Genomic DNA, 22508 nt, shown 5'->3' with positions numbered 1-22508 from the left:
ACCGAGAGCCCCACTCGCACCGCCACCGAGGCATCCGCGCCCGCCGCGGCGCCGGAGTCGCCGAAGCGCACCTCCGCCGAGTCACCCGATCCCACCGCCGCCGAATCGCCCGATCGCACCGAGAGCCCCACTCGCACCGCCACCGAGGCATCCGCGCCCGCCGCGGCGCCCGAGTCGCCGGAGCGCACCCCCGCCCAGTCACCCGATCGCACCGAGAGCCCCACTCACACCGCCACCGAGGCATCCGCGCCCGCCGCGGCAGCTGAGTCGCCGGAGCGCAACCCCGCCGACCCACCCGATCGCACCGAGCGCCGCGATCCCATCGCGGCCCAGGCACCCGCGTCTGTCGCGCCGCCTGGGGCGCCGGAGCGCACCTCCGCCAAGTCACCCGACCGCACCGAGGGCCCCGATCGCACCGAGAGCCACTACCCCGCCGAGCACCGCGATCCCACCGCGACCCAGGCGCCCGCGCCCGTCGCGGCGCCCCGGTCACCCGATCGCACCCCCGCCGAGTCGCCCGGGCGCACCGTCGCCGAGTCGCCCGATTCTTCCGGGCGGCGTGTTTCCGGCTTGGGGCCCGCTCCTGCCGCGCAACCGGATTCCGGGAGGGGGTCGGACCCCGCATCGCGAACCGAGTCTGAGTCGGGGCTTGGTGGGGGTGCAGGGCGGTCGGCTTCCGCGGCGAGGCAGCCTGCGGTGCGTTCGGGGAGGGCGCGTGGGGTGGTGGTTGGGGTGGTGTTGGTTGCGTGTGCGTTGCTGGGTTGGGCGATTGTGCGGCTGAGTGGGGACGAGAAGCCGAGCGGAGTACCGAGTACTACGAGCACGCGAGCGCCTCGTAGTACGGGGTCTGCGACGGCTCCGGCGAGTGGGGGTACTCGGAGCAGTGTCTCGTCGACCAAGCCCAGTTCGGCTGCCACCACGAGCAGTACGCCGTCGGTGCGGCCGACTAAGCAGGCATCGCCGACGGCGTCGCTGCCGGCGGGATTCGTTCGGTACTCCGACGCGACCGGCTTCTCCCTCGCCGTACCGGCCGGGTGGACCCGGACGCGCGACGGTCAGCGGGTGTCGTTCCACGAACCAGGTGGTGCGCGTCTGCTGTTGATCGACCAGACCGACCAGCCGAAGGCCGACCCGGTCGCGGACTGGCGGCAGCAGGAGCAGGCGCGACGCGACGGGTACGCCGATTACCGCCGGATCCGGATCGAGGCGGTCGACTACTTCGAGAAGGCCGCGGACTGGGAGTTCACCTACTCCGCTCGCTCCGGCCGGCAGCACGTCGTGATCCGTGGCGTGGTGACTAGCCCACACCAGGCGTACGGGCTGTACTGGTCGACGCCTGACAGCCAGTGGGAGCAGAGCCACTCGGTGTTCGAGGAAGTGACCCGCACGTTCCGTCCAGCCTCATGAGTGCGCGTACTGCGGCCCAGTAGGCAACTGCTTGGAGCAGGTCTCCGGGCGGTGGCGGGGAAGGTCCGGGGGCATCCCTTATTGGTTTGGACCCGTCCGGGTGCTGGACTGGAGGACATGAGCAACCACAGCGACTACGACCGCCGCGTGAAGGACATCCTCGACCGGGTCGCCAAGGGCCACCTGTCCAGCGACGAGGCGGCCACCCTGATCGCCGCCGCCGCGAAGCCCACCGCCACCGACGGCCCAACCGCCGCCGCTGGGCAGTCGACCGCTGGGCAGTCAACCGCGGCTGAGGCGCCGACGGCTGCCGAGAAGCCGACCGCCGCCGAGGCGCCGAAGGCTGGTACGGAGTCGCCCGCTCCATCGGCCGGCAGTGATGCACCCTCGCCTTCGGTGTGGGCCGAGGTCGTCGACTCGCCGGACGTCGCCGGCGTGCAGCCCAGTACGCCGCCCCCGAGTACGTCGGCCCCGAGCGCCCCGCAGCCCGGTACGCCGGCTCCGAGCGCTCCGCAGCCCAGCGTCGTGGATGAGTCTGCTGTGCAGGACACGGTGGAGGGCGACGCCGCCGTACAGGACACCGTCGTGGAAGAGGCCCCAGCGGACGGGGACGAAGAAGAGGCTGACCACAGCAACGTGCCGGTGCCTTCCGGCGTACGGCGGGTGACGGTGCGCGCGGTTGGCCGTCGGGTCCGATTGATCGGGGAGCCGGCGATCAACGGTGTCGCCGTCGACGGGCCGCACGTGATCAAGCGCGACGGGGACACGCTCGCGATCAGCAGCGAAGGGGACATGGGGGTGTCGATCGACGGGTTCAGCATGTTGCGCAACCCGACCGACCTCAAGTCGCACGTCAACGGTCTCGCCAAGGAGCTGTGGATCCGCGTCAACCCGATGCTGGAGGTGGAGATCGAGGTCACCGGTGGCAGCGTCGTCGGTGAGCGGCTGCCCGGCCTCAGCCGGGTCCGCGTGACTGCCGGTACGGCGAAGGTGACCGACGTCGACGGACCGATCGACGTCCTGGTCCAAGCCGGTACGGCGACGCTCGATGCGCAGATCACCAAGGGCCGTTCGCGGGTCCGGGTCGAGTCGGGCGCCGCGACCGTCAATCTCCGCCGCGGCTCGGACGTTCGCGTCCACACCGAGGCGCAGCTCGGCCGCGTCACCTGGACCGGCGCGGTCAACGGCCAGTCCAAGGACGTCGAGATCGGCCGCGGCCGAGCCGCCCTCGACGTCGAGGTCCTCGTCGGCTCCGCCCAAATCACCTCCGACTGAGAGCTCAGGTGCGAGGTGGGGCTGGGGTTGCTGGGGTTGGGAGGTGGCGGAGGGTTCGGAGTGGGGAGAGGAGCACGAAGCCGGCGCCTAGGAGGGCGCCGGTGCCGCTGAGCCAGAGGGTGGTGCGGAGGCTGAAGGCGGTGGCGATCAAGCCGCCGAGCAGACTGCCGATCGGCGCGACGCCCCAGGCAACGAAGCTCATCGTGGCGCTGACGCGACCCTGGAGCTCGGGCGGGCAGAGGCGCTGGCGGATGCTCGACTGCAGGATGTAGCAGACGATGATGCTGATCGCGGCGAGCAGCACCGACACGACGTACCAGGTCAGTCGCCAACCCGGGCCGGTCAGCGCCTGGAGCACGAAGGCGACACCGATCCCGACGCAGGCCAGCACCATCGCGCGCGGCTCGCCGAGCCGGTTGCTGAGGCGCTCGGTGAACCAGGATGCGGCCAGTGCGCCGAGCAGTCCGATCATGCTGAGCAAGCCGATCGCACTGGGGGGCAGGTGAACCTCCCGGACCAGGAAGACGATCATCACCGCATTGTTCGCGGACTGGAACAAGAACGTGCTGCTCGTGGTCAGCGCGATCGGCCGGAGCAGTGGATGCCGGAACACGTACCGCAAGCCGTCCCCGATCTCCCGCCGCAGGTTGGGGCGTTCGGCCGGCGCCGGCCGAGGTTCCGGCGTACGGATCGAACGGAGCCACAGTGCGGACCAGACGAAGCTGAGCGCGTTCAGGCCGAGCGTGACGGCCGCAGTCAGCCACTGGACGAGGAACCCACCCGCTCCCGCACCGACCACCGCAGCGACCGAGTGATTGGCAGCCAGCCTGGCATTGGCAGGCAGCAGCTCGTCTGAGGCGAGCAGTCTCGGCGGATACGAGCTGTGCGCCACGTCGAACAGCACGGTGAGCAGACCCGACAGCGCCAGTACTACGTACAGCTGCGTCAGCGTCAGTACGCCGAACCAGGCGGCGACCGGGATTGATCCATAGAGCAGCGCGCGGCCCAGATCCGACCAGATGAGCACGGGGAGGCATCGGATCCGGTCGACCCAGGCTCCCGCGAACAGTCCGAGCACTAGCCAGGCTGCGGTCTCACAGGTTCGCAGTACGGAGACCTGCAGTGTGCTGGCGTTCAGGGTGATCACAGCGAGCAGCGGGGCCGCGGTCATCGCCAGGCGACTGCCGAGCTGACTGAGCAGGTCGGCGGTCCACAAGCGGCGGAACTCGGGATGGCGGAGGATTCCGGGCTTCATCCAGCGACGGTAAACCGCAAACTTGAGCGCTGTCGACTCAATGGCAACAAAGTTGAGTTTATGAGGCTCAAGTCTCCCGCTAGCGAAAAGACTTCGAGACTGTCGGCGCCATCCGCCAAGATGACCTGCATCACAGCGGAAGGGGTGGCTCGGATGGCCGCAATCGAGGCGACAGGCCTCGTGAAGACGTTCAAGTCCAGGAAGAACTCGGTCAAGGCGCTGGACGGGATCGATCTGGAGGTGCCGGAAGGCAGCGTGCTCGGCCTGCTCGGGCCCAACGGCGCGGGCAAGACCACGGCGGTCCGTGTGCTGACCACCCTGATGGCTCCGGACGCCGGCAGCGCCCGGGTGCTCGGCCACGACGTCGTGAAGGAGGCGGACACGGTCCGTGGGCTGGTCGGCCTCTCGGGGCAGTACGCCGCGGTCGACGAACTGCTCACCGGCCGCGAGAACCTCTGGATGTTCGGCCGGCTCTACCGGCTGAACAGTAGCCAGGCCAAGCAGCGGGCGGACGAACTGCTGGAGACCTTCGACCTGACCGACGCGGCCGACAGGATCCTGAAGACGTACTCCGGCGGTATGCGCCGCCGGCTCGACCTGGCCGGTTCGCTGATCGCGCATCCGAAAGTGCTGTTCCTGGACGAGCCGACGACCGGGCTGGATCCGCGCAGCCGACTGGACCTGTGGCAGATCATCCGCGACCGGGTGAGCGAGGGAGTCACGATCCTGCTGACCACGCAGTACCTGGAAGAGGCCGACGAACTGGCCGACAGCATCGTCGTGGTCGACCACGGATCGGTGATCGCCCGTGGTACGGCGGACGAGTTGAAGGCGAAGGTCGGCGGCGAGCGGATCGAGATCGTGGTGCACGACCCGAGCGAGACCGCTCGCGCGCTGGAGTTGCTGACGGCCGCGCTCGAGGTCACCGATCCGGATGCGACCACGCTCGACCAGCACAACAAGCGGATCACGCTCCCGGCGCCGGGCGGCTCGACCGCGCTGGTGGCAGCGATCCGCACCCTCGACGGCGCCGGAATCCGGATCGCCGACGTCGGCCTGCGGCGGCCCACGCTGGACGACGTGTTCCTGAGTTTGACCGGCCATGCCGCGGAAGAGGTGGAGTCATGAGCACAACCGGTACGCCGGCGAAGGTGAGCCCGTTCAGCCGGGCGGTGTCCGATGCGGGGGTGCTCGCCTGGCGCAGCCTCAAGCGGATCCCACGGACGCCAGACATGCTGATCTACGCGACGATCCAGCCGATCATGTTCGTGTTGCTGTTCGCGTACGTCTTCGGCAATGCGATCCCGATCCCGGGCTTTCCCGGTGCTCGTGCGTATCGGGAGTTCCTGATGTCGGGCATCTTCGCGCAGACGATGGCGTTCGCGGTCGCGTCCGCCAGTGTCGGGCTGGCCGACGACATGTCGAAGGGGCTGATCGACCGGTTCCGGTCGTTGCCGATGGCAAGGTCCGGGGTGATCGCCGGGCGGGTGGTCGGCGACGTGGTGTTCAACGCGTTCGTGATGCTGGTGATGGTGATCTGCGGGTTCATCGTCGGGTGGCGCTGGCACAACGGGATCGGGCAGGCGCTGGCGGCGTTCGCGATCCTGTTGCTGTTCGCGTTCGCGATGTTGTGGGTGGGTGCGCTGATCGGGTTGTCGGTGGGCGGTCCGGAGGTCGCAGCGTCCGCCGGGCTGATCTGGCTGTTCCCGTTGACGTTCCTCTCGAATGCCTTCGTCCCCACCCCGAACCTGCCGGGTGCCCTCCAACCGGTCGCCGAGTGGAACCCGATCTCCTCGATCGTCGCGGCTTGCCGCCACCTCTTCGGCAACCCGTCGCCATTCGCAAGCCCAGACGGATTCCCAGCCCAGCACCCTGTCTGGCTGAGCCTCATCTGGTGCGCCGTCATCATCGCCATCTTCGCGCCCCTGGCGGTGAACAAGTACCGCCGAGCCACCTCCCGCTAACCCCTGCCGCGGTTGGCGCCGCGCACAGCGCGCCAACCGCGGCCCACGCACGCCGACTGCTCGTCTCACGCGCGCGCCAACCCGCCCGGTCGCGCGCCAGCCGCCCCGCACTCGTACGCCGATTGCTCGGTTCACCGTCAATCGCCAGCGCTGGTACGCCGATTGTTCGGTTCAGCGTCAACCGCCAGCGCTGGTACGCCGATTGCTCGGCTCGTCGACGGCGCGCCTCTCCAGACCACCCTCGTACGTCGATGCGGCTCGTTTGTCAGGTGCTGGGGGTGATGTCCAGGAGGCGGAGCAAGCTGATGGCGTCCTTGGGGGCCATCACCTTCATGTCGTTGTCGAAGTACACATAGACGTCGTGGTCGGTGGCCCAGCCGCGGATCCGCTCGGCCCACCGCTTCAAAGCCTTGTCGGTGTAGCCGCTCGCGTAGAGCTCCTCGTCGCCGTGCAGGCGGACATACACGAAGTCGGCGGTCACCTGGTCGAACATCGGCCAGGTACCGGCCGTGTCCGCGATGACACATCCGACGCCGTGCTTGCAGAGCAGTTCGGTGAAGGCGGGGTCCGCGAAACCAGGGTGCCGGACCTCCATGGCGTGCCGGAGCGGGCGATCGGCGTCAGTTTCGGTCAACGCGCGCCCGTCGAGCCGGTGGTCGTGCTTGGCGGCGAGGATGGCCGCTTCGCCCGTCGTACGGGGGAGTGCGGCTAGGAAAGTGTCGAGTATTTCCGGGTCGAACGGGAGGTTGGCCGGGGTCTGCCAGAGGATCGGGCCGAGGGTGGGTCCGAGCGCGAGCAGGCCGGAGGCGAAGAAGTTGGCGAGTACGGTGTCGGCGTCGCGCAGGCGCTTCATGTGCGTGATGAACCGGCCGCCCTTGACGGCGAAGACGAAATCCTCGGGAACGCTCGCCCGCCAGCGCTGGTAACTCTCCGGCCGCTGCAGTGAATAGAACGAGCCGTTGATCTCGACCGAATTCACCTGCCGCGACAAATACTCCAACTCCCGCCGGTGCGCGAGCCCCTTCGGATAAAACACCCCACGCCACGGCGGATAAAGCCACCCCGACGTCCCGATCCGAATCTCCACAACCCCCCAGTGTCCCGACACCCACCCCCAGAAACCACCCACCGAGGAAGGCAGGCGGCGAGAACAGGCGCTGGACGAATGGGCACACCAGACCGCCGAAGGGAGCCGACGTACGCCGGGAGGTGCCGGATGGGGATGGCGTACGCCGGGAGGTGCCGGTGGGAGGTGGCGTATGCCGGGAGGTGCCGGTGGGAGGTGGCGTACGCCGGGAGGTGCCGGTGGGGGGTGGCGTACGCGGGGAGGTGCCGGAGGGTGCGGCGTACGCGGGGAGGTGCCGGAGGGTGCGGCGTACGCGGGGAGGTGCCGGAGGGTGCGGCGTACGCGGGGAGTGTGCCGGAGGGTGCGGCGTACGCGGGGAGGCGCCGGAGGGGATGGCGTAGGCGGGAAGGTGCCGGAGGGGGATGGCGTAGGCGGGGAGGTGCCGGAGGGGGATGGCGTACGCCGGGGGTGCCGGAGGGAGGCGGTGTACGCCGGGGGTGCCGGAGGGAGGCGGTGTACGCTGGGGGTGCCGCGAGGGAGGCGGTGTACGCCGGGGGTGCCGGAGGGGGTCGCGTACGCCGGAGGTGCCGGAGGAGGTGGCGTACGCCGGGAGGTGCCGGAGGCGTATCTGGGGGTGGGACAGGAGAGCGCCCCGGTGGGGTTCACCGGGGCGCGCTGGGGTTTGGTGGGTCAGCCGGTGAAGGGGACGGCGGCGACGATTTCTACGGTGACGTCCTTGCCGTTCGGGGCGGCGTAGGTTGCCTTGTCGCCCTTCTTCTTGCCGAGGATCGCTGAGCCGAGCGGGGACTGCGGCGAGTACACGTCGATGTCGACCGACGCGTCCAGCGCGAGCAACTCGCGGGAACCGAGCAGGAACGTCTCCACGTCGTCGTCGCCGGCGAACTTGATGGACACCTTCATGCCGGGCTCGACCTTGCCGCCCGCCTTCGGGGTCTCGCCGACGCGGGCCCGGCGCAGCATGTCCTCGAGCTGCCGGATCCGGGCCTCCATCTTGCCCTGCTCGTCCTTGGCGGCGTGGTACCCGCCGTTCTCCTTGAGGTCGCCCTCGTCGCGGGCGTCGCTGATCCGCTGGGTGATCTCGGCACGGGCAGGGCCCTTGAGGTGCTCGAGCTCGGACTTCAGCTGGTCGTAACCATCCTGTGTCAGCCAGACAACGCTGTCCTCGTCAACCTTCTGCGTCACGGGCTGCTCCTTGTGTCGATGGGATGGGCAGAAAAGCCGTTGGCCGCCGTCGTCGACGGCGACCAATCCACTGAGCGTAGCAAGATCAGGCCCGGAACCCCACAGTTCCGCCCATTCACAAACTGTACGCAAACGTTTGCGCGCCCGGAAGGCAATCGTTTACCCCTCCTGAACCTGCCACTGCGCCGGTAGGCGCTGACACAAAAGGCCGGTGAGGCCGAAATGAACTAACAAACCCGATCGGGCAGAGATTCTGAGCCGTAACAGCGGGCCGGTGGGGTGTCAGCGGGCGGTGGGTGTCAGCGGGCCGGTGGGTATCGGAGGGGACGGGGGCGTCAGCGGGGACGGTGGGCGTGAGCGGACCCGCGGGGTGTCAGCGGGGCAGTGGGTGTCAGCGGGCCGGCGGGTGTCAGCGGGGGCGGTGGGTGTCAGCGGGGGCGGTGGGTGTCAGCGGGGGCGGTGGGCGTTGGCGGTGGTGCAGCCGACCAGTACTACGGCGGTCGCGTTGCGCTGGGTCGTCAGGGTGGCCTCGAGGCTTTGGCGGCGGGGTGAATCGGCCGGCACCTTCAGCGTCACCTCGCCGACGATCGAGAAATCGGCCGCTTTCGCCTGGAGCCGGCAGTTCGCCTCGACGTTCTTCGAGCGGTCCACCTGGATGGTCGCGGTCGCCGAGGTCGGCGACGTGATGGTGTAGCCGAGCAACCGCGACGACACCGGCGGCGTGGCCTGCACGAAAGCGGCCCATAGCAGCCAGACCAGCCCGGTCAGCGCCACGACCCCGACGACCCCGAAGACGAGCGGCCGGCGGCCACGACGGGTCCGGCCGTAACGGGCGTCCAGGTCGGTTGCGGATGGGTCGGTCAACGGTTCTCCTCGGGCTTGGAGGACCATTGTGTCTTGTGACCGAAGATCTTCGTCTGCTGCATGTCCATGCCCACCCCGATGACGAGTCCAGCAAGGGTGCCGCCTCGACCGCCCGGTATGTCGCCGAAGGCGTCGACGTGATGGTGGCCACCTGTACCGGCGGTGAGCGTGGATCGATCCTGAACCCCAAGATGGACCGCCCCGAGGTACTGGCGAACATCAGCGAGATCCGCCGCCAGGAGATGGACGCGGCCCGCGAGATCCTGGGCATCCGGCAGGAATGGCTCGGCTGGGTCGACTCCGGCTTCCCCGAGGGCGACCCGCTGCCGCCGCTGCCGGAGGGCTGCTTCGCCTCGCTCAAGGTGGAGGACGCGGCCGCACCGCTGGTGAGGCTGATCCGCGAGTTCCGCCCGCAGGTCGTCACGACGTACGACGAGAACGGCGGCTACCCGCACCCGGATCACGTGATGTGCCACCAGATCACCGTGGCCGCCTTCGAGGCAGCCGGTGACAAGGAGGCGTACCCGGACCTCGGCGAGCCGTGGCAGCCGCTGAAGCTGTACTACCACCACACCTTCCACCGCGAGCGGATGAAGGCGCTGCACGACGCGATGATTGCCCGCGGCCTCGAATCGCCGTACGCCGAGCGCCTGAAGGACTGGAAGCCCGACCCGGAGAACGAGCGCCGGATCACCACCCGGGTGGAGTGCGCGGAGTACTTCGGCGTACGGGACCGGGCGCTGCTCGCGCATGCGACCCAGATCGACCCGGACGGCGCGTGGTTCGCCGTACCGCTGGAGGTTCACCAGCAGGCGTGGCCCACCGAGGACTACGAACTGGCCCGCAGCGTGGTGGAGTCCGAACTGCCCGAGGACGACCTGTTCGCGGGGCTGCGCTGAGGGCCGGGCGCGACGGTGAGACACTGGCCAGGTGACCGCGATGACCCCACTTCTGACGACCGGGCGCCCGATGACCGAGATCGACCCGAACTCGGTCCGGCCCGGCTGGGTCGCGCTGCTGATCGTGCTCGCGCTCGGTGCCGCCACGGTGCTGCTGTGGCGCAACATGGGCAAACAGTTGAAGCGGATCGACTTCGATCCCACCGATGGGCAGGCGACGGCCGAGGACGCGACTGCGCCCGGCCGAGCACTGTCCGTAGACCAGCCGACCACGGACAGCTCAGCGGACCGGGCTGGCGCTGCCGCGCCGCGGACGACTGACGCGGAAGGCTCCGAACCGGGCTCGAAACCAACTAGGTAAGGGGATTGTCACGAGATGGTGTCGTGACGTATCTCTTTTCGACCGCGACCCTATAGTGAGCGCGTGTCGAACCAAGGTGCCGAGGGCGGGAACGCTCTGTGACCGCGACCCGCGCCGCCCGGCATCGCGTGCCCGGACGTCTGGTAGCGGGTGGTGCGAGTGCGGTGCTGGTCGCCTCCGTGGCGCTGGTCGCCGGGCTGTACGCCGCCGGCAGTGAGCCGCAGGACGTGGGGATCGGTGGCCCCGGCATCGTCGTCGACTGGTTGCTGCCCTTTTTCCGGCTGATGTCCACGATGGCCACCGTCGGCTGTGCGGGTGCACTGCTCGCCGCTGTGGTGCTGTTGCGTACGGACGGTGGCCCGCTGGGCCTGCAGGGTCGGCGAGCGATCCGCGACGCCAGCAACTCGGCGATCATCTGGGCGGTCGCGGCGTTCGGCGGCGCGATCATCACGGCCGCAGTACTCACCGACACCCGAGTCGATCTGCTCCGGCTGAAGCTGGACGACGCGCTCGGTGTGCCCGAGGTGAAGGCGCTGCTGATCACCGGCATCCTCGTCGTCGCGCTCGCGATCGGGATCCGCCGGGTCCAGACCTCGTCGGCCGCGGCACTCGGCGTACTGGTGGCGATCGCCGCGCTGGTCCCACCCGCGCTCACGACGTACCCGCGCAACGAGTCGTATGTCGTACTCGCGGGCGCCGCCCTGGTCATCCACGTGATCGCCGCGACCACGTGGGTCGGGGGACTGGCAGGCCTGGTTCGCTACGGACGTGCCAGCCGGCAAGGGCTGCCGCTGGTACTAGAGCGGTTCAGCCAGGTCGCGCTGGCCTCCTCGATCGCGGTGCTGGTGAGCGGCGTGATCAGCGCAGCCGGCCGGCTCGCGGCCAAGGGCGGCGGCTTCGGCTCGGCGCTCGACGTCCTCACCTCCGACGCGTACGGCGGCCTGCTGCTGGCCAAAACGGTCGCCTTCGTCGTACTGATCACCGCCGGCGCCTTCCACCGCCGCCGCGTGATCTCCAAGGTCAACGAGTTCACCCGCCCCTTCTGGCAACTCGTAGGCGGCGAACTGGTCGTCATGGCCATCGCCATAGGCCTCTCAGTAGCCCTAGCCCAAACCGCCTGACGCGAAGCTGGATCAGACAGCGGCGAGGTCGATATCTACGACGAAGGGAACAGTCGACTTCACGATGCCCGTGAAAACTTCGCCGTCGCGGTACGACCGGCTTGCTGGGTCCAGCACGTAGGTGTACACCAGTGGGACGCCGGTAGCTGCTTGCTCCACCCGCCAGTAGAAGGCGATTCCGGCCTGCGCGTACTGGTCCGCCTTGACGACCCGGTCCGTGGTCTCCGAGCCGGGCGACACAACCTCGACAACCAGCAGCACGTACTCGGGTCGCATCGGCAAAGTGTCGATTTTGTCTGCTCGGTAGACCACGACGTCCGGTCGGCGATTGGTCAGCGGGACATCCTGCAGGCGGACGTCGAAGTCGGTGTCCGCATTCCAGTCCGCACCCGCGGCGAGCTCCAGCCCGTTTGCCAGGAACCGCGCCAGTCGGTTGTGCCGAATAGAAGCGCTCGGGGTCACTACGACCATCCCGTCCACGATCTCGATGCCGGCGCACTGCTCCGCAGACCAGGAGTCGTACTGCTCAGCCGTGATCTGGGAATGCATCCACGCCGGAGCAATCATGTCCGCGGTCACGGCGTACCTCCCCTGGGTCTGCGACAGGCCGGTGGTGCAGAACTCAGGATAACGGGTCGGCGGTGTGGATCCTGGTCGACAGCGCGGTCGGCTTGGCGTTGTGTAAAGCCGGTCTGCTTAAGGTGGGTGTATGAACGAGCTTGGGGCGTCCACTTCGCCGTACTTGCGGCAGCATGCTGGGAATCCGGTGGGGTGGCGGCAGTGGTCCGAGGGGGCGTTCGCGGAGGCTCGGGAGCGGGATGTGCCGGTGTTCTTGAGCATCGGGTACTCGGCTTGTCACTGGTGTCATGTGATGGCGCACGAGTCGTTCGAGGACGAGGCGACCGCGGCGTACCTGAACGAGCACTTCGTCAGTATCAAGGTGGACCGTGAGGAGCGTCCCGATGTGGACGCGATCTACATGGAGGCCACCGTCGCGATGACCGGGCAGGGTGGATGGCCGATGTCGGTCTTCCTCACCCCGGCCGGCGAGCCGTTCTTCTGCGGGACCTATTTCCCCTCCGAGCCGCGGCACGGGATGGCGACGTTCCGCCAGGTGCTGGAGTCGCTGACCGATGCCTGGCGGACCAAGCGCGACCAGATCGACCAGATCGGCCGTGACGTGGTGGCCCAACTCGGTGCTCGCAGTCACCCGGCCGGTGGGGCGATCGACGCCGAGACGCTTGATCGAGCGGTCGACCTGCTGAGAGCCGAGTTCGATCCCGTCGACGCGGGGTTCGGCAGAGCGCCGAAGTTCCCGCCGTCGATGGTGCTGGACTTCCTGCTGCGCCACCACCGCCGCACCGGCTCGGCCGAGGCGCTGCGGATGGTCACCGAGACCTGCGAGCGGATGGCCCGCGGTGGCATGTACGACCAGCTCGCCGGCGGCTTCGCGCGGTACAGCGTGGACGGGCAGTGGGTGGTGCCGCACTTCGAGAAGATGCTGTACGACAACGCGCTCCTGCTCGACGTCTACACCCAGTGGTTCGCGCTGACACGTGAGCCGCTGGCCGAGCGGATCGCGACCGAGACAGCCGATTTCCTCCTCGCCGAACTCCGCACGCCAGAAGGCGGTTTCGCCTCCGCCCTCGACGCGGACACAGAAGGTGTCGAGGGCAAGTACTACGTCTGGTCGCCCGACGAACTGCGCGACGTGCTCGGCCGCGACGACGCCGCCTGGGTGATCGACCTCTGCGAGGTCACCGGCACCTTCGAGCACGGCCTGTCCGTCCTGCAGTTGCGCAACGACCCCGACGATTCCGCCCGATGGAACAAACTGAGGTCCGTACTACGGGACGCGCGGAACCGGCGCACCTATCCCGCCCGTGACGACAAGATCGTCGCGGCGTGGAACGGTCTCGCCATCACAGCGCTGGCCCGGGCGGGCGTAGTACTGGCCAGGCCGGAGTACGTCGAGGCGGCGGTCGGCGCGGCCGGATTGGTCCGGGAGGTGCATCTCGACGAGTCCGGCCGGCTGCACCGGACGTCGCGCGACGGGAAGGTCGGTACTGCGCACGGAGTACTCGAGGACTACGCTGCCTTCGCGCAGGCATGTCTCACACTGCTCGGCGTGACCGGCGATGCCAGCTGGCTGACGACCGCCGAATCTCTGCTGTCACGGGTGATTGAGCAGTTCGTTGCCGATGGCACCTTCTACGACACGGCGGCCGACGCCGAGGCCCTGGCCTGGCGGCCGAAGGACCCGACCGACAATGCGAGCCCGTCCGGCGTATCGCTCGCGGCGGAGGCCTTGACGACGTTGGCCTCGCTGACCGGATCGACCCGGTACGAGGCCGCCGCCGAGCAGGCGCTGGCGGCTTCGGCGGCGCTGGCTGCCCGGGCACCCCGGTTCGCCGGGAGGGCTCTCGCCGTTGCCGAGACGCTTGCGGCCGGCCCGTTGGAGATCGCCATCGCCGGTGTCTCCGACGAACTGCTGCGCGTCGCGATCACGAATTCGCCGTGGGGTACCGCGGTGGTTCAGGGCGAGCCCGGACTCGACGTGCCGCTGATGGCCGGCCGGGAACTGCGCGACGGCCGCCCCGCGGCGTACGTGTGTCAGAAGTTCACCTGCCGGCTGCCCGTCGTGTTGCCGGAAGACCTTCGCCGTGAGTTGAACCCAGCCCGCTGACCCCTCGCACAGTGCGGGTTTTCCCTGTCATTTCGGCAGAATCGCTTGACGCCACCTGCTGTGAAGGGCCAGAGTCCTCCTTCAGTCGGATGTAACAGAAATCGCACGACCTGCCACGCAGTGTCACAAGTAGGCAATGGCACTGCTGGGCCAGGATCGTCCGGCGTCCACATCTGCAAGCGGTTGCTGCGCCCAAACAGCAACCACAACGCGGTCGCTGCGCCCAAACAGCGGCCACATCGTGAGGAGATGCTGTCTTGAAACGACTGACATCAGCAGGGGCGGTGGCCGTCGTCGCAGCAGCTGGACTGGCTGCGACCTTCACCGGCTCGCCCGCCGGAGCCGCCACCCGTACGGCGCCGCTGCCGGCCGCGGGCTTCAACCAGCCGGCCGCCGTCCAGGCCGAGCAGGCGCTGTCTGCGAAGGCCGCGGTAGCGCTCCGCCTCGCTAAAGGCGAGGTGCTCAAGGTCAGCGACGTCGTGAAAGATGCCGACGGCACCGAATACGTTCGCTACGACCGGACCTTCAACGGTCTCAAGGTGGTCGGCGGCGACCTGATCGTCAAGCGCAAGGGCGAAGCGATCAGCCACGTCACTTACAACCGCGGCGCCCACAAGGTCGCGATCGCCTCCACCAAGCCGACGCTGTCCCAGGCGGCAGCTCTTGCCAAGGGCGCCAAGTCCGCGGACTTCAAGGCCACAGGCAACAAGGGCTCGCTCGTCGTCTACGTGACGCCCAGCAAGCCGGTCTTGGCGTACGAGGTCGTCACTACGGGCGTCAAGGCCGACCAGACGCCCTCGGTGCTGCACTCGTTCATCGACGCCAAGTCCGGTGCGGTGCTGGCGACCGACGACGAGATCAAAACCGGCACTGGCAACTCGATGTACTCCGGCACAGTCTCGATCGGTACGTCGGGCAGCTACTCGATGACCGACCCCAACCGTGGTGGCAACAACACCACGGACCTCAACGGCGCAACCTCCGGCAACGGCACGGTGTTCACCGACTCGGACGACACCTGGGGCGACGGAACCGCATCGAACCGGCAGACCGCTGGTGTCGACGCGCACTACGGTGCTCAGCTGACCTGGGACTACTACAAGAACGTCCACGGCCGCAACGGCATCTTCAACAACGGCCAGGGCGCTCGCAGCAGGACCCACTACGGCAATGCCTACGTGAACGCGTTCTGGGACGGCACCCAGATGACGTACGGCGACGGCTCGGGCAACACCCACCCGCTGACCGCCATCGACGTGGCGGGTCACGAGATGAGCCACGGCGTCACCGAGGCCACCGCGAACCTCGACTACTCCGGGGACGCGGGCGGTCTGAACGAGGCCACCTCCGACATCTTCGGCACCATGGTCGAGTTCTACGCGAACAACTCGAGCGACCCAGGTGACTACCTGATCGGCGAGAAGATCAACATCAACGGCAACGGCACCCCGTTGCGCTACATGGACAAACCGTCGAAAGACGGAGCCAGCAAGGACTGCTGGAGCACCAGCACCGGTGGCCTGGACCCGCACTACTCCTCCGGCCCGCTGAACCACTGGTTCTACCTGGCCTCCGAAGGCACCGGCAGCAAGGTCATCGGCGGCGTCACGCACTCGAGCACCGCGTGCGACGGCGGCACGATCACCGGTGTCGGCCACGACGTGGCTGCCAAGGTCTGGTACCGCACGCTGACCACCAAGCTCAGCTCGGGCAGCACCTACAAGGACGCCCGGGAAGGAGCCATCACCTCCGCGAAGGAGCTGTACGGCGCCGATTCCAACGAGTGCAAGGTCATCCAGGCCGCGTTCAACGGCATCTCGGTCCCGGCCGGCGCCGCCGTCTGCGGGGGCACCACGGAGCCGCCGCCCACCGGCGACAACAAGTTGCTCAACCCCGGCTTCGAATCGGGTGCCACGAACTGGACCGGTACGACGGGTGTGATCACCAACAGCACGTCGAAGGCGGCCCGTACGGGTAGCTACAAGGCGTGGCTGCAGGGCAACGGCCGCACCAGCACCGAGAACATCGGCCAGTCCGTGGCGATTCCCGCCACGGCGACCGCAGCGAACCTCTCGCTGTGGATCAAGATCGACACCGCCGAGACGACCACCTCCACGGCGTACGACACGGTGAAGGTGCAGATCGTGGACGGTTCGACGACCACCACTCTCGGCACGCTGTCCAACCTCGACAAGAACACGGCGTACGCGCAGAAGACGTTCGACGTCACGGCGTACAAGGGCAAGACCGTCACGGTGAAGTTCCTGGGTGCCGAGGACTCCTCGTTGCAGACCAGCTTCGTCATCGACGACACCGCGCTGACCGTCAGCTGATCGGCGCACCGTAGTTCCGCAGGATCCGGGGGCGAGTCGCCGCCCTGATTCGCCCCCGGCCTGCCCTGGTTCCTCCCGTTGTGCGGGAGTTCCCCTGCCATCGAGCACGTATCCAGGCGAATCCGGTCGCTGCGCCCATTCAGCGACGAAACCGTGAGGAGTGCTGTCTTGAAGAAACTGACATCAGTAGGGGCAATCGCCGTCGTAGCGGCGGCAGGCCTGGCCATCGTGCCGGCCGGAGCGGCTGTCAACTCCGCTCCGTTGCCCAGTTCCGGCTTCGACCAGCCGGCCGCTGTCCAGTCCGAGCAGGTGCTGTCCGCGAAGACCGCGGCGGCGCTCGGGCTGGCCAGTGGTGAAGTTCTGAAGGTCAAGGATGTGGTGAAGGACGCCGACGGGACGGAGTACGTCCGGTACGACCGGACGTTCAACGGCCTGAAGGTCGCCGGCGGCGACCTGATCGTGAAGCGCACTGGTGACGGCGCGATCAGCGGGGTCACCTACAACCGTGGGGCCCACAAGGTCGGCGTCGCGTCGACCAAGCCGACGCTGTCCCAGTCGGCGGCTCTTGCCAAGGGTGCGAAGTCGGCCGGCTTCAAGGCCACCGGCAACAAGGGCTCGCTCGTCGTCTACGTGACGCCCAGCAAGCCGGTGCTCGCGTACGAGGTCGTCACGACCGGCGTCAAGGCCGACCAGACGCCCTCGGTGCTGCACTCGTTCATCGACGCCAACTCCGGTGCGGTCCTGGCGACCGACGACGAGATCAAGACCGGTACCGGGAAGTCGATGTACTCCGGCACGGTCTCGATCGGTACGTCCGGCAGCTACACGCTGAAGGACCCGAGCCGCGGCAACAACTACACCACCGATCTCAACGGCGCCACCTCCGGCTCCGGCACCACCTTCACCGACGCCGACGACGTCTGGGGCAACGGTTCCGCCTCGAGTCGGCAGACCGCTGGTGTCGACGCGCACTACGGTGCTCAGCTGACCTGGGACTACTACAAGAACGTCCACGGCCGCAACGGCATCTTCAACAACGGCCAGGGCGCTCGCAGCAGGACTCACTACGGCAATGCCTACGTGAACGCGTTCTGGGACGGCACGCAGATGACGTACGGCGACGGGTCGGGCAACACCCACCCGTTGACGTCGATCGATGTCGCCGGGCACGAGATGAGCCACGGTGTCACCGAGGCAACGGCCGGCCTGAACTACTCCGGCGACGCGGGCGGCCTGAACGAGGCCACCAGCGACATCTTCGGCACCATGGTCGAGTTCTACGCGAACAACTCGTCGGACCCGGGTGACTACCTGATCGGCGAGAAGATCAACATCAACGGCAACGGCACCCCGTTGCGCTACATGGACAAGCCGTCCAAGGACGGTCGCAGCAAGGACTGCTGGTCGACCAGCACCGGCGGTCTCGACCCGCACTACTCCTCCGGCCCGCTGAACCACTGGTTCTACCTGGCCTCGGAGGGCACTGGAAGTAAGACCATCAACGGTGTCACGTACAACAGCACCGCCTGCAACGGCACGACTTTCGCCGGTGTCGGCCGTGACGTGGCCGCCAAGGTCTGGTACCGCACGCTGAGCACCAAGCTCAGCTCGGGTTCGACGTATAGGGACGCCCGCAACGGCGCCATCACATCCGCGAAGGAGCTGTACGGAGCGGGCTCTGCCCAGTGCAAGGGCATCCAGGCTGCGTTCAGTGGCATCTCGGTTCCGGCAGGCTCAGCGGCCTGTTAACACTGGGGTCCGGTGTGCGGCTTGCCCAGGCCGCACACCGGACCCGTCCTTTGTGAGGCAAAGGAGTATCCGCCCATGCTCAAGTCCCCTCTGTACGGCGTACTAGGCGTCGCCCTGATCGCCACGGCCGTCCTCGTCCCGGGCTCGGCCGCCAACGCCGTCGACTCACCCGACATCTCCGTCACCAACACCAAGGCGCACCTGGACCAGCTCCAGACGATCGCCACCAACAACGGCGGCAACCGCTACACCGGCCGGACCGGTTACCGCGCCTCCGCCGACTGGGTGAAGGCCAAACTCGACGCGGCCGGCTTCACCACCACTCTGCAGTCGTTCAGCACCTCGGCCGGTACGTCGTACAACGTGATCGCGGAGTGGCCGCAAGGCGATCCGAACCATGTGGTGATGGCAGGCTCGCACCTGGACAGCGTCAGCGCCGGTCCGGGCATCAACGACAACGGCAGCGGTAGCGCGGGCGTCCTGGAGACCGCGCTGGAGTACGCCGCGAGTGGCCAGGTGCCCAAGAATCGTTTGCGTTTCGGCTTCTGGGGGGCCGAAGAGCTGGGTCTGCTCGGTTCGAAGTACTACGTGAACAACCTGCCCTCGGCCGAGCGCGACAAGATCGAGTTGTACCTGAACTTCGACATGATCGCCTCGCCCAACCCGGGGTACTTCATCTACGACGACAACGCGGCCGGCAACGGTGCGCGCGACGACCTGAAGGCGTACTTCACCAGCAAGAGCATCCAGACCGAGTACGTCGACGTCCAGGGTCGCTCGGACCACGCGGCGTTCCGCTCGCTCGGGATCCCGACCGCCGGGACCTTCTCCGGCGCCGAGGAGATCAAGACCTCCGCCCAGGCGACGAAGTGGGGCGGTACGGCGAACCAGGCGTTCGACGCCTGCTACCACCGGTCCTGCGACACGATCAACAACCTGAACCTGACCTCGCTGGACCGCCAGATCGACGCGATCGGCTACATGATCTGGAACTACGCCCAGAAGGACTACGGGACCACGGTGCCGCCGACGGGGGACAACCTGCTGCTCAACCCCGGCTTCGAATCGGGTGCCACGAACTGGACCGGTACGACGGGTGTGATCACCAACAGCACCTCCAAGCCGGCCCACTCCGGTAGCTACAAGGCGTGGCTACAGGGCAACGGTCGCAGCAGCACCGAGAACATCGGCCAGTCCGTCGCGATCCCGGCTTCCGCGACCGCTGCCAGCCTGTCGTTGTGGATCCGGATCGATACCGCCGAGACGACCACCTCGACGGTCTACGACACGGTCAAGGTGCAGGTGGTCGACGGCGGTACGACGACCACGCTGGCGACGTACTCGAACCTGGACAAGAGCACGTCGTACGTGCAGAAGACACTCAATGTCCTTGCCTACAAGGGCAAAACGGTCACAGTGAGGTTCCTCGGTGCCGAGGACTCCTCACTGCAGACCAGTTTCGTGATCGACGACGTGGCCCTGACTGCCGGCTAGGCCGGCTTGCAGAGCTTCGCGGAGGTGGTCTCGGTCAGCAGTTTGTTGACCGGGGCCACCATCGGCTTGACCTTGGGGTCCTCGAGCCGCGCGAGTCCGCCACCGGCCGACACGGCGATCACCATGTCGTCGGGGTGCCGGACCGTCGGTTTCGTCGATCCGACCGCGGCCCAGTCGACCTGTCCGACGGCGGTGACGACGGTGTCGAACAGGCCGGGCTCGACCTTGCAGCGGACCGGGTTCTGGCCGCGGCGGCTGACACTGGCGATGCCGTCCGAACCGAGGACGACCCGGTCGTCGAAGCCGGCGAAACCGCCGCTTCTGGTGACCGTGAGTGGGAGCGCGTCGGACGTGCGCGTACTGGTCGGGGCGCTCGTGGGCGTACTGGGGGCGGGGGTGCTCGTCGCAGGCGTGCTGGCGGGCGGAGCGGTGGTACCGCTGCCGGCCTTCGTCTCGTCACCACAGCCGGCCAGGATGAGGCCGGCAGCGGCTGCCAGTGCTGCGTACTGAAGGTTCTTCACACCCTCATGGATACCCCCGCAAAGGCTGATGGGATCCTTCGTGCGTGGGCTGGTACACGAATGTCATCCGGTCGTTAGGGCACCACCGCTGGTTCGCTACTGTCGGTCGCGCAGCCGTGCCGATCGATCGCTGGCTGCAACGAAAGACTGGTGGACGTGTCACCGTCATCGGCCGATCCGCCTTGCCTACTCTGCTTCTGACCACCACCGGCCGTAAGTCCGGTCAGCCGCGGACAGTGCCGCTGATCTATGCCCCGGACGGCGCTCGCTTCGTCGTCACGGCATCCAACTGGGGTCAGCAAACGCATCCCGCGTGGTCTGCCAATCTGCTCGCCGAGCCACGAGCCACCGTGTTGTTGTCCGATGGCCGTGAGTTCCCGGTCCGCGCAGCCTTGGCCGAGGGCGCCGAGCGGGACCGGGTCTGGCCGCTCGTGACGCGCGTCTGGCCCGCCTACGACACGTACGTCGTACGCAGCGGACGCGAGATCCGCGTCTTCCTGCTGACCCCTAGTTGATCTCCTTCACCAGGTCGACGATGGCGCGGGTCAATCGGACGCGCTCGTAGAACAATGCCTCGGTGACGGAATCGTTCTTGCCGAACAGCTCCAGCGGCAAGGCGGTGAAGGCCGCTCGGCACATCAACGAGCCGAGATAGCCGTAGCGAACCTGCTCCTCGGGCACAGCCATTCCATCGGCAGCCAACCCCTCCCTGAAGGCCGGCAGAATGACGCGATGCACGGCAGGCAAGGCGTCCGGGGACAACTCGCCCGCGTGCGCCAGGCCGATCAGCAGCTGACCGAGGTCGAAGCCGACCGCCTGCGGGCAGTCGAAGCCCCAGTCGATCACCACGAACTCGTCCTCGTTGTCCTTGGACACCAGCAGGTTCTGCGGACTCGCGTCCCCGTGCTGATAGGTCTGCGGCAAGGCATCCAATGCGTCCAGTACTGCGGGCAGCCGGGCGCCCAGTTCGAGGAGCTCGTCCCGCAGTCCGTGGTCACCCGCGTTGCAGACCGCCGAAGCGAGTAGCGGGTGCCGCCAGGTCTGCTCGTCGGCCAACCCTGGCAAGGCGGCCATCTGCACGCGTCCGCTCGTGTAGTAGCGCAGCCCGAGGCCGGGCACCTGGACGTCCTCGCGCGCCAGGAACGGCTGCACCAGGTGGGTCTGCCGCCGCGCAGACAACCTGCCGAGCAGGTACGCCGCGCGCTCGAACCGTTCCAGCGGCCAGCACCCCGGCGCCTGGTCGACGTTCTCCATCCACAGCACGGCCCGGTCGTCCTCGTGCTCGTCGATCCGGTACGCCGTCGGCAGCCGCAGGCCGTCGGGCAGGATGTCGGCGATGCCGCTGCGGTGGACGGCGATCTCGAGCCGCCAGGGCAGTTTGTCGATGAAGTCCTGGCGAACCGGCTCGGGAACGACGTGGATCATCGGCCAGTGCCGGGCCGACTGCAGCTTCTTGACGAAGCACGACCAGGCGACCTGCTCGCCGCTGGGCAACTCCGCCGTACCGAACAGCCGGAGCAGCTGTTCGGTGCTCGGGGTGCCGATCAGGTAGTCGACCGGTACGACTCGGGCGGACATGGGCCGCGCGCCGGGCTCGGCGGTGATCGCCTCGACCAGTTCGGTGAACTCCTGCTCGTCCAGTGCGTCGCGGCCGAGCGGTGCGAGCGCCTCGGTCACGTTTGCGGTGCCGTTCATGGTTCCCCCCGGTGGTGACGTCATGTCCCGATCCTGGCGCCGGACCCTTCAGCCAGCCTTCAGATGCCGGCCCCCAGTGAAGAAGTAAAGCAGCCTTACCATCGAGATAGTAAAGTTGCCTTATGACTTCCGTCAACGCCCTTTCGGGCCGCCCGCAGCCGCCCGCCGAGCGGGGCGCGCACATCGCCGGCCTGTTCGGTCTCGCCCTGAAACACCTCCGGGCGGAGATCCTGGCCGACTCCGAGCGGGAGTTCCCCGGCCTGCGGGTGTCGCACTACCGGTTGCTGGAGTTGATCCCGGACTCGGGCGCCCGGATCACCGACCTGGCCGGCGTCGCGGGGATGACGAAACAGGGGCTCGGGCAGCACGTCGACTACCTGCAGAAGCTGGGCTACACGGAGTCGGAGCGGCTCCCCGACGATCGCCGGGTCCGGCTGGTCCGGCGTACGGGCAAGGGTGACGAGGCGGTCGCCTTCAGCCTAGCGGCGATCGGGCGCGTCGAGACGGCGTGGAAGAAGCAGTTGGGACCCGAGCGCTACGAAGTACTGCGGACCATTCTGCTCGAGCTCTGTCAGCCGTTCGCCGACGAACTCGAATGGCTCGAGAAGGCCTAGC

At 67.9% G+C, this 22508-nt stretch carries 20 protein-coding genes; 13 read left to right on the top strand and 7 right to left on the bottom strand.

Translation table 11 applies throughout. The features are described from left to right. Positions 1-936 precede the first annotated feature (936 nt). On the top strand, positions 937-1407 hold the full coding sequence (locus tag DIZ26_RS22085; RefSeq protein WP_112244410.1) for a hypothetical protein: 471 nt from the start codon (positions 937-939) through the stop codon (positions 1405-1407). Between the two features lie 117 nt (positions 1408-1524). Beyond that, entirely contained in the window at positions 1525-2682 is a 1158-nt protein-coding gene (locus tag DIZ26_RS22080) for a hypothetical protein (RefSeq protein ID WP_112244408.1), read from the top strand. A 4-nt stretch (positions 2683-2686) separates the two neighbouring features. Here DIZ26_RS22080 and DIZ26_RS22075 read toward each other — a convergent pair whose 3' ends face one another. After that, complete coding sequence (locus DIZ26_RS22075) at positions 2687-3937, bottom strand: MFS transporter (protein ID WP_112244406.1); 1251 nt, start codon at positions 3935-3937, stop codon at positions 2687-2689. A gap of 153 nt (positions 3938-4090) precedes the next feature. On the opposite strand from DIZ26_RS22075, the gene DIZ26_RS22070 reads away from it, so the two are divergent. Beyond that, the gene (locus tag DIZ26_RS22070) at positions 4091-5065 is read left to right on the top strand and encodes an ATP-binding cassette domain-containing protein (RefSeq protein ID WP_112244404.1); all 975 of its coding nucleotides are present in this window, start codon (positions 4091-4093) and stop codon (positions 5063-5065) included. After that, complete coding sequence (locus DIZ26_RS22065; RefSeq protein WP_112244402.1) at positions 5062-5901, top strand: ABC transporter permease; 840 nt, start codon at positions 5062-5064, stop codon at positions 5899-5901. The genes DIZ26_RS22070 and DIZ26_RS22065 overlap by 4 nt, the downstream gene beginning before the upstream one ends. 265 nt (positions 5902-6166) lie before the next feature. Here DIZ26_RS22065 and DIZ26_RS22060 read toward each other — a convergent pair whose 3' ends face one another. The 3 genes from DIZ26_RS22060 to DIZ26_RS22050 form a co-directional block, all read right to left on the bottom strand. After that, on the bottom strand, positions 6167-6988 hold the full coding sequence (locus DIZ26_RS22060; RefSeq protein ID WP_232828514.1) for a DUF72 domain-containing protein: 822 nt from the start codon (positions 6986-6988) through the stop codon (positions 6167-6169). Positions 6989-7657: 669 nt separating this feature from the next. Next, positions 7658-8170 carry a transcription elongation factor GreA gene (gene greA / locus DIZ26_RS22055; protein WP_112244399.1) on the bottom strand — a complete coding sequence of 171 codons (513 nt, stop codon included), beginning with the start codon at positions 8168-8170 and terminating at the stop codon, positions 7658-7660. Positions 8171-8617: 447 nt separating this feature from the next. Then, positions 8618-9034: a DUF4307 domain-containing protein gene (locus DIZ26_RS22050; protein WP_112244397.1), complete on the bottom strand. Its 417-nt coding sequence runs from the start codon at positions 9032-9034 to the stop codon at positions 8618-8620. Between DIZ26_RS22050 and mca the strand changes: the two genes are divergently transcribed. The 3 genes from mca (at position 9022) to DIZ26_RS22035 (ending at position 11415) form a co-directional block, all read left to right on the top strand. Further along, positions 9022-9933 (top strand): mycothiol conjugate amidase Mca, encoded by a 912-nt coding sequence (gene mca, locus DIZ26_RS22045; RefSeq protein WP_198676209.1) that lies wholly within the window; start codon positions 9022-9024, stop codon positions 9931-9933. The two genes, DIZ26_RS22050 and mca, sit on opposite strands and share 13 nt — an antisense overlap. Before the next feature lie 40 nt (positions 9934-9973). Then, a complete protein-coding gene (locus DIZ26_RS22040; RefSeq protein ID WP_157979778.1) occupies positions 9974-10294 on the top strand; it encodes a hypothetical protein in 321 nt (106 codons plus the stop codon). 98 nt (positions 10295-10392) lie between these two features. Next, entirely contained in the window at positions 10393-11415 is a 1023-nt protein-coding gene (locus tag DIZ26_RS22035; protein WP_112244391.1) for a copper resistance D family protein, read from the top strand. A gap of 12 nt (positions 11416-11427) precedes the next feature. On the opposite strand, the gene DIZ26_RS22030 is transcribed toward DIZ26_RS22035, so the two are convergent. Next, entirely contained in the window at positions 11428-11994 is a 567-nt protein-coding gene (locus tag DIZ26_RS22030) for a Uma2 family endonuclease (RefSeq protein ID WP_112244389.1), read from the bottom strand. 130 nt (positions 11995-12124) lie between these two features. Here DIZ26_RS22030 and DIZ26_RS22025 point away from each other — a divergent pair, with 130 nt between their 5' ends. The 4 genes from DIZ26_RS22025 (at position 12125) to DIZ26_RS22010 (ending at position 19677) form a co-directional block, all read left to right on the top strand. Next, positions 12125-14101: a thioredoxin domain-containing protein gene (locus tag DIZ26_RS22025; RefSeq protein ID WP_112244387.1), complete on the top strand. Its 1977-nt coding sequence runs from the start codon at positions 12125-12127 to the stop codon at positions 14099-14101. A 257-nt stretch (positions 14102-14358) separates the two neighbouring features. After that, positions 14359-16434: a M4 family metallopeptidase gene (locus tag DIZ26_RS22020; RefSeq protein ID WP_232828511.1), complete on the top strand. Its 2076-nt coding sequence runs from the start codon at positions 14359-14361 to the stop codon at positions 16432-16434. Positions 16435-16602: 168 nt separating this feature from the next. Continuing rightward, positions 16603-18183, top strand: a complete 1581-nt coding sequence (locus DIZ26_RS22015; protein ID WP_232828510.1) for a M4 family metallopeptidase — start codon at positions 16603-16605, stop codon at positions 18181-18183. A 75-nt stretch (positions 18184-18258) separates the two neighbouring features. Further along, on the top strand, positions 18259-19677 hold the full coding sequence (locus tag DIZ26_RS22010; protein ID WP_112244383.1) for a M28 family metallopeptidase: 1419 nt from the start codon (positions 18259-18261) through the stop codon (positions 19675-19677). Here DIZ26_RS22010 and DIZ26_RS22005 read toward each other — a convergent pair. Then, complete coding sequence (locus DIZ26_RS22005; RefSeq protein WP_232828509.1) at positions 19674-20198, bottom strand: hypothetical protein; 525 nt, start codon at positions 20196-20198, stop codon at positions 19674-19676. The two genes, DIZ26_RS22010 and DIZ26_RS22005, sit on opposite strands and share 4 nt — an antisense overlap. 116 nt (positions 20199-20314) lie before the next feature. Here DIZ26_RS22005 and DIZ26_RS22000 point away from each other — a divergent pair, with 116 nt between their 5' ends. After that, positions 20315-20713 (top strand): nitroreductase/quinone reductase family protein, encoded by a 399-nt coding sequence (locus DIZ26_RS22000; RefSeq protein WP_232828508.1) that lies wholly within the window; start codon positions 20315-20317, stop codon positions 20711-20713. On the opposite strand, the gene DIZ26_RS21995 is transcribed toward DIZ26_RS22000, so the two are convergent. Beyond that, positions 20706-21917, bottom strand: a complete 1212-nt coding sequence (locus tag DIZ26_RS21995; protein WP_232828507.1) for a phosphotransferase — start codon at positions 21915-21917, stop codon at positions 20706-20708. The genes DIZ26_RS22000 and DIZ26_RS21995 overlap by 8 nt on opposite strands. Before the next feature lie 98 nt (positions 21918-22015). Between DIZ26_RS21995 and DIZ26_RS21990 the strand changes: the two genes are divergently transcribed. Further along, positions 22016-22507 carry a MarR family winged helix-turn-helix transcriptional regulator gene (locus DIZ26_RS21990; RefSeq protein ID WP_112244375.1) on the top strand — a complete coding sequence of 164 codons (492 nt, stop codon included), beginning with the start codon at positions 22016-22018 and terminating at the stop codon, positions 22505-22507. Position 22508: the final 1 nt, after the last annotated feature.

It is taken from the genome of Kribbella monticola, from assembly GCF_003261635.1.
GTDB classification, from domain to species: Bacteria; Actinomycetota; Actinomycetes; order Propionibacteriales; family Kribbellaceae; genus Kribbella; species Kribbella monticola.
This window is presented reverse-complemented; position numbering and strand designations above follow the sequence as displayed.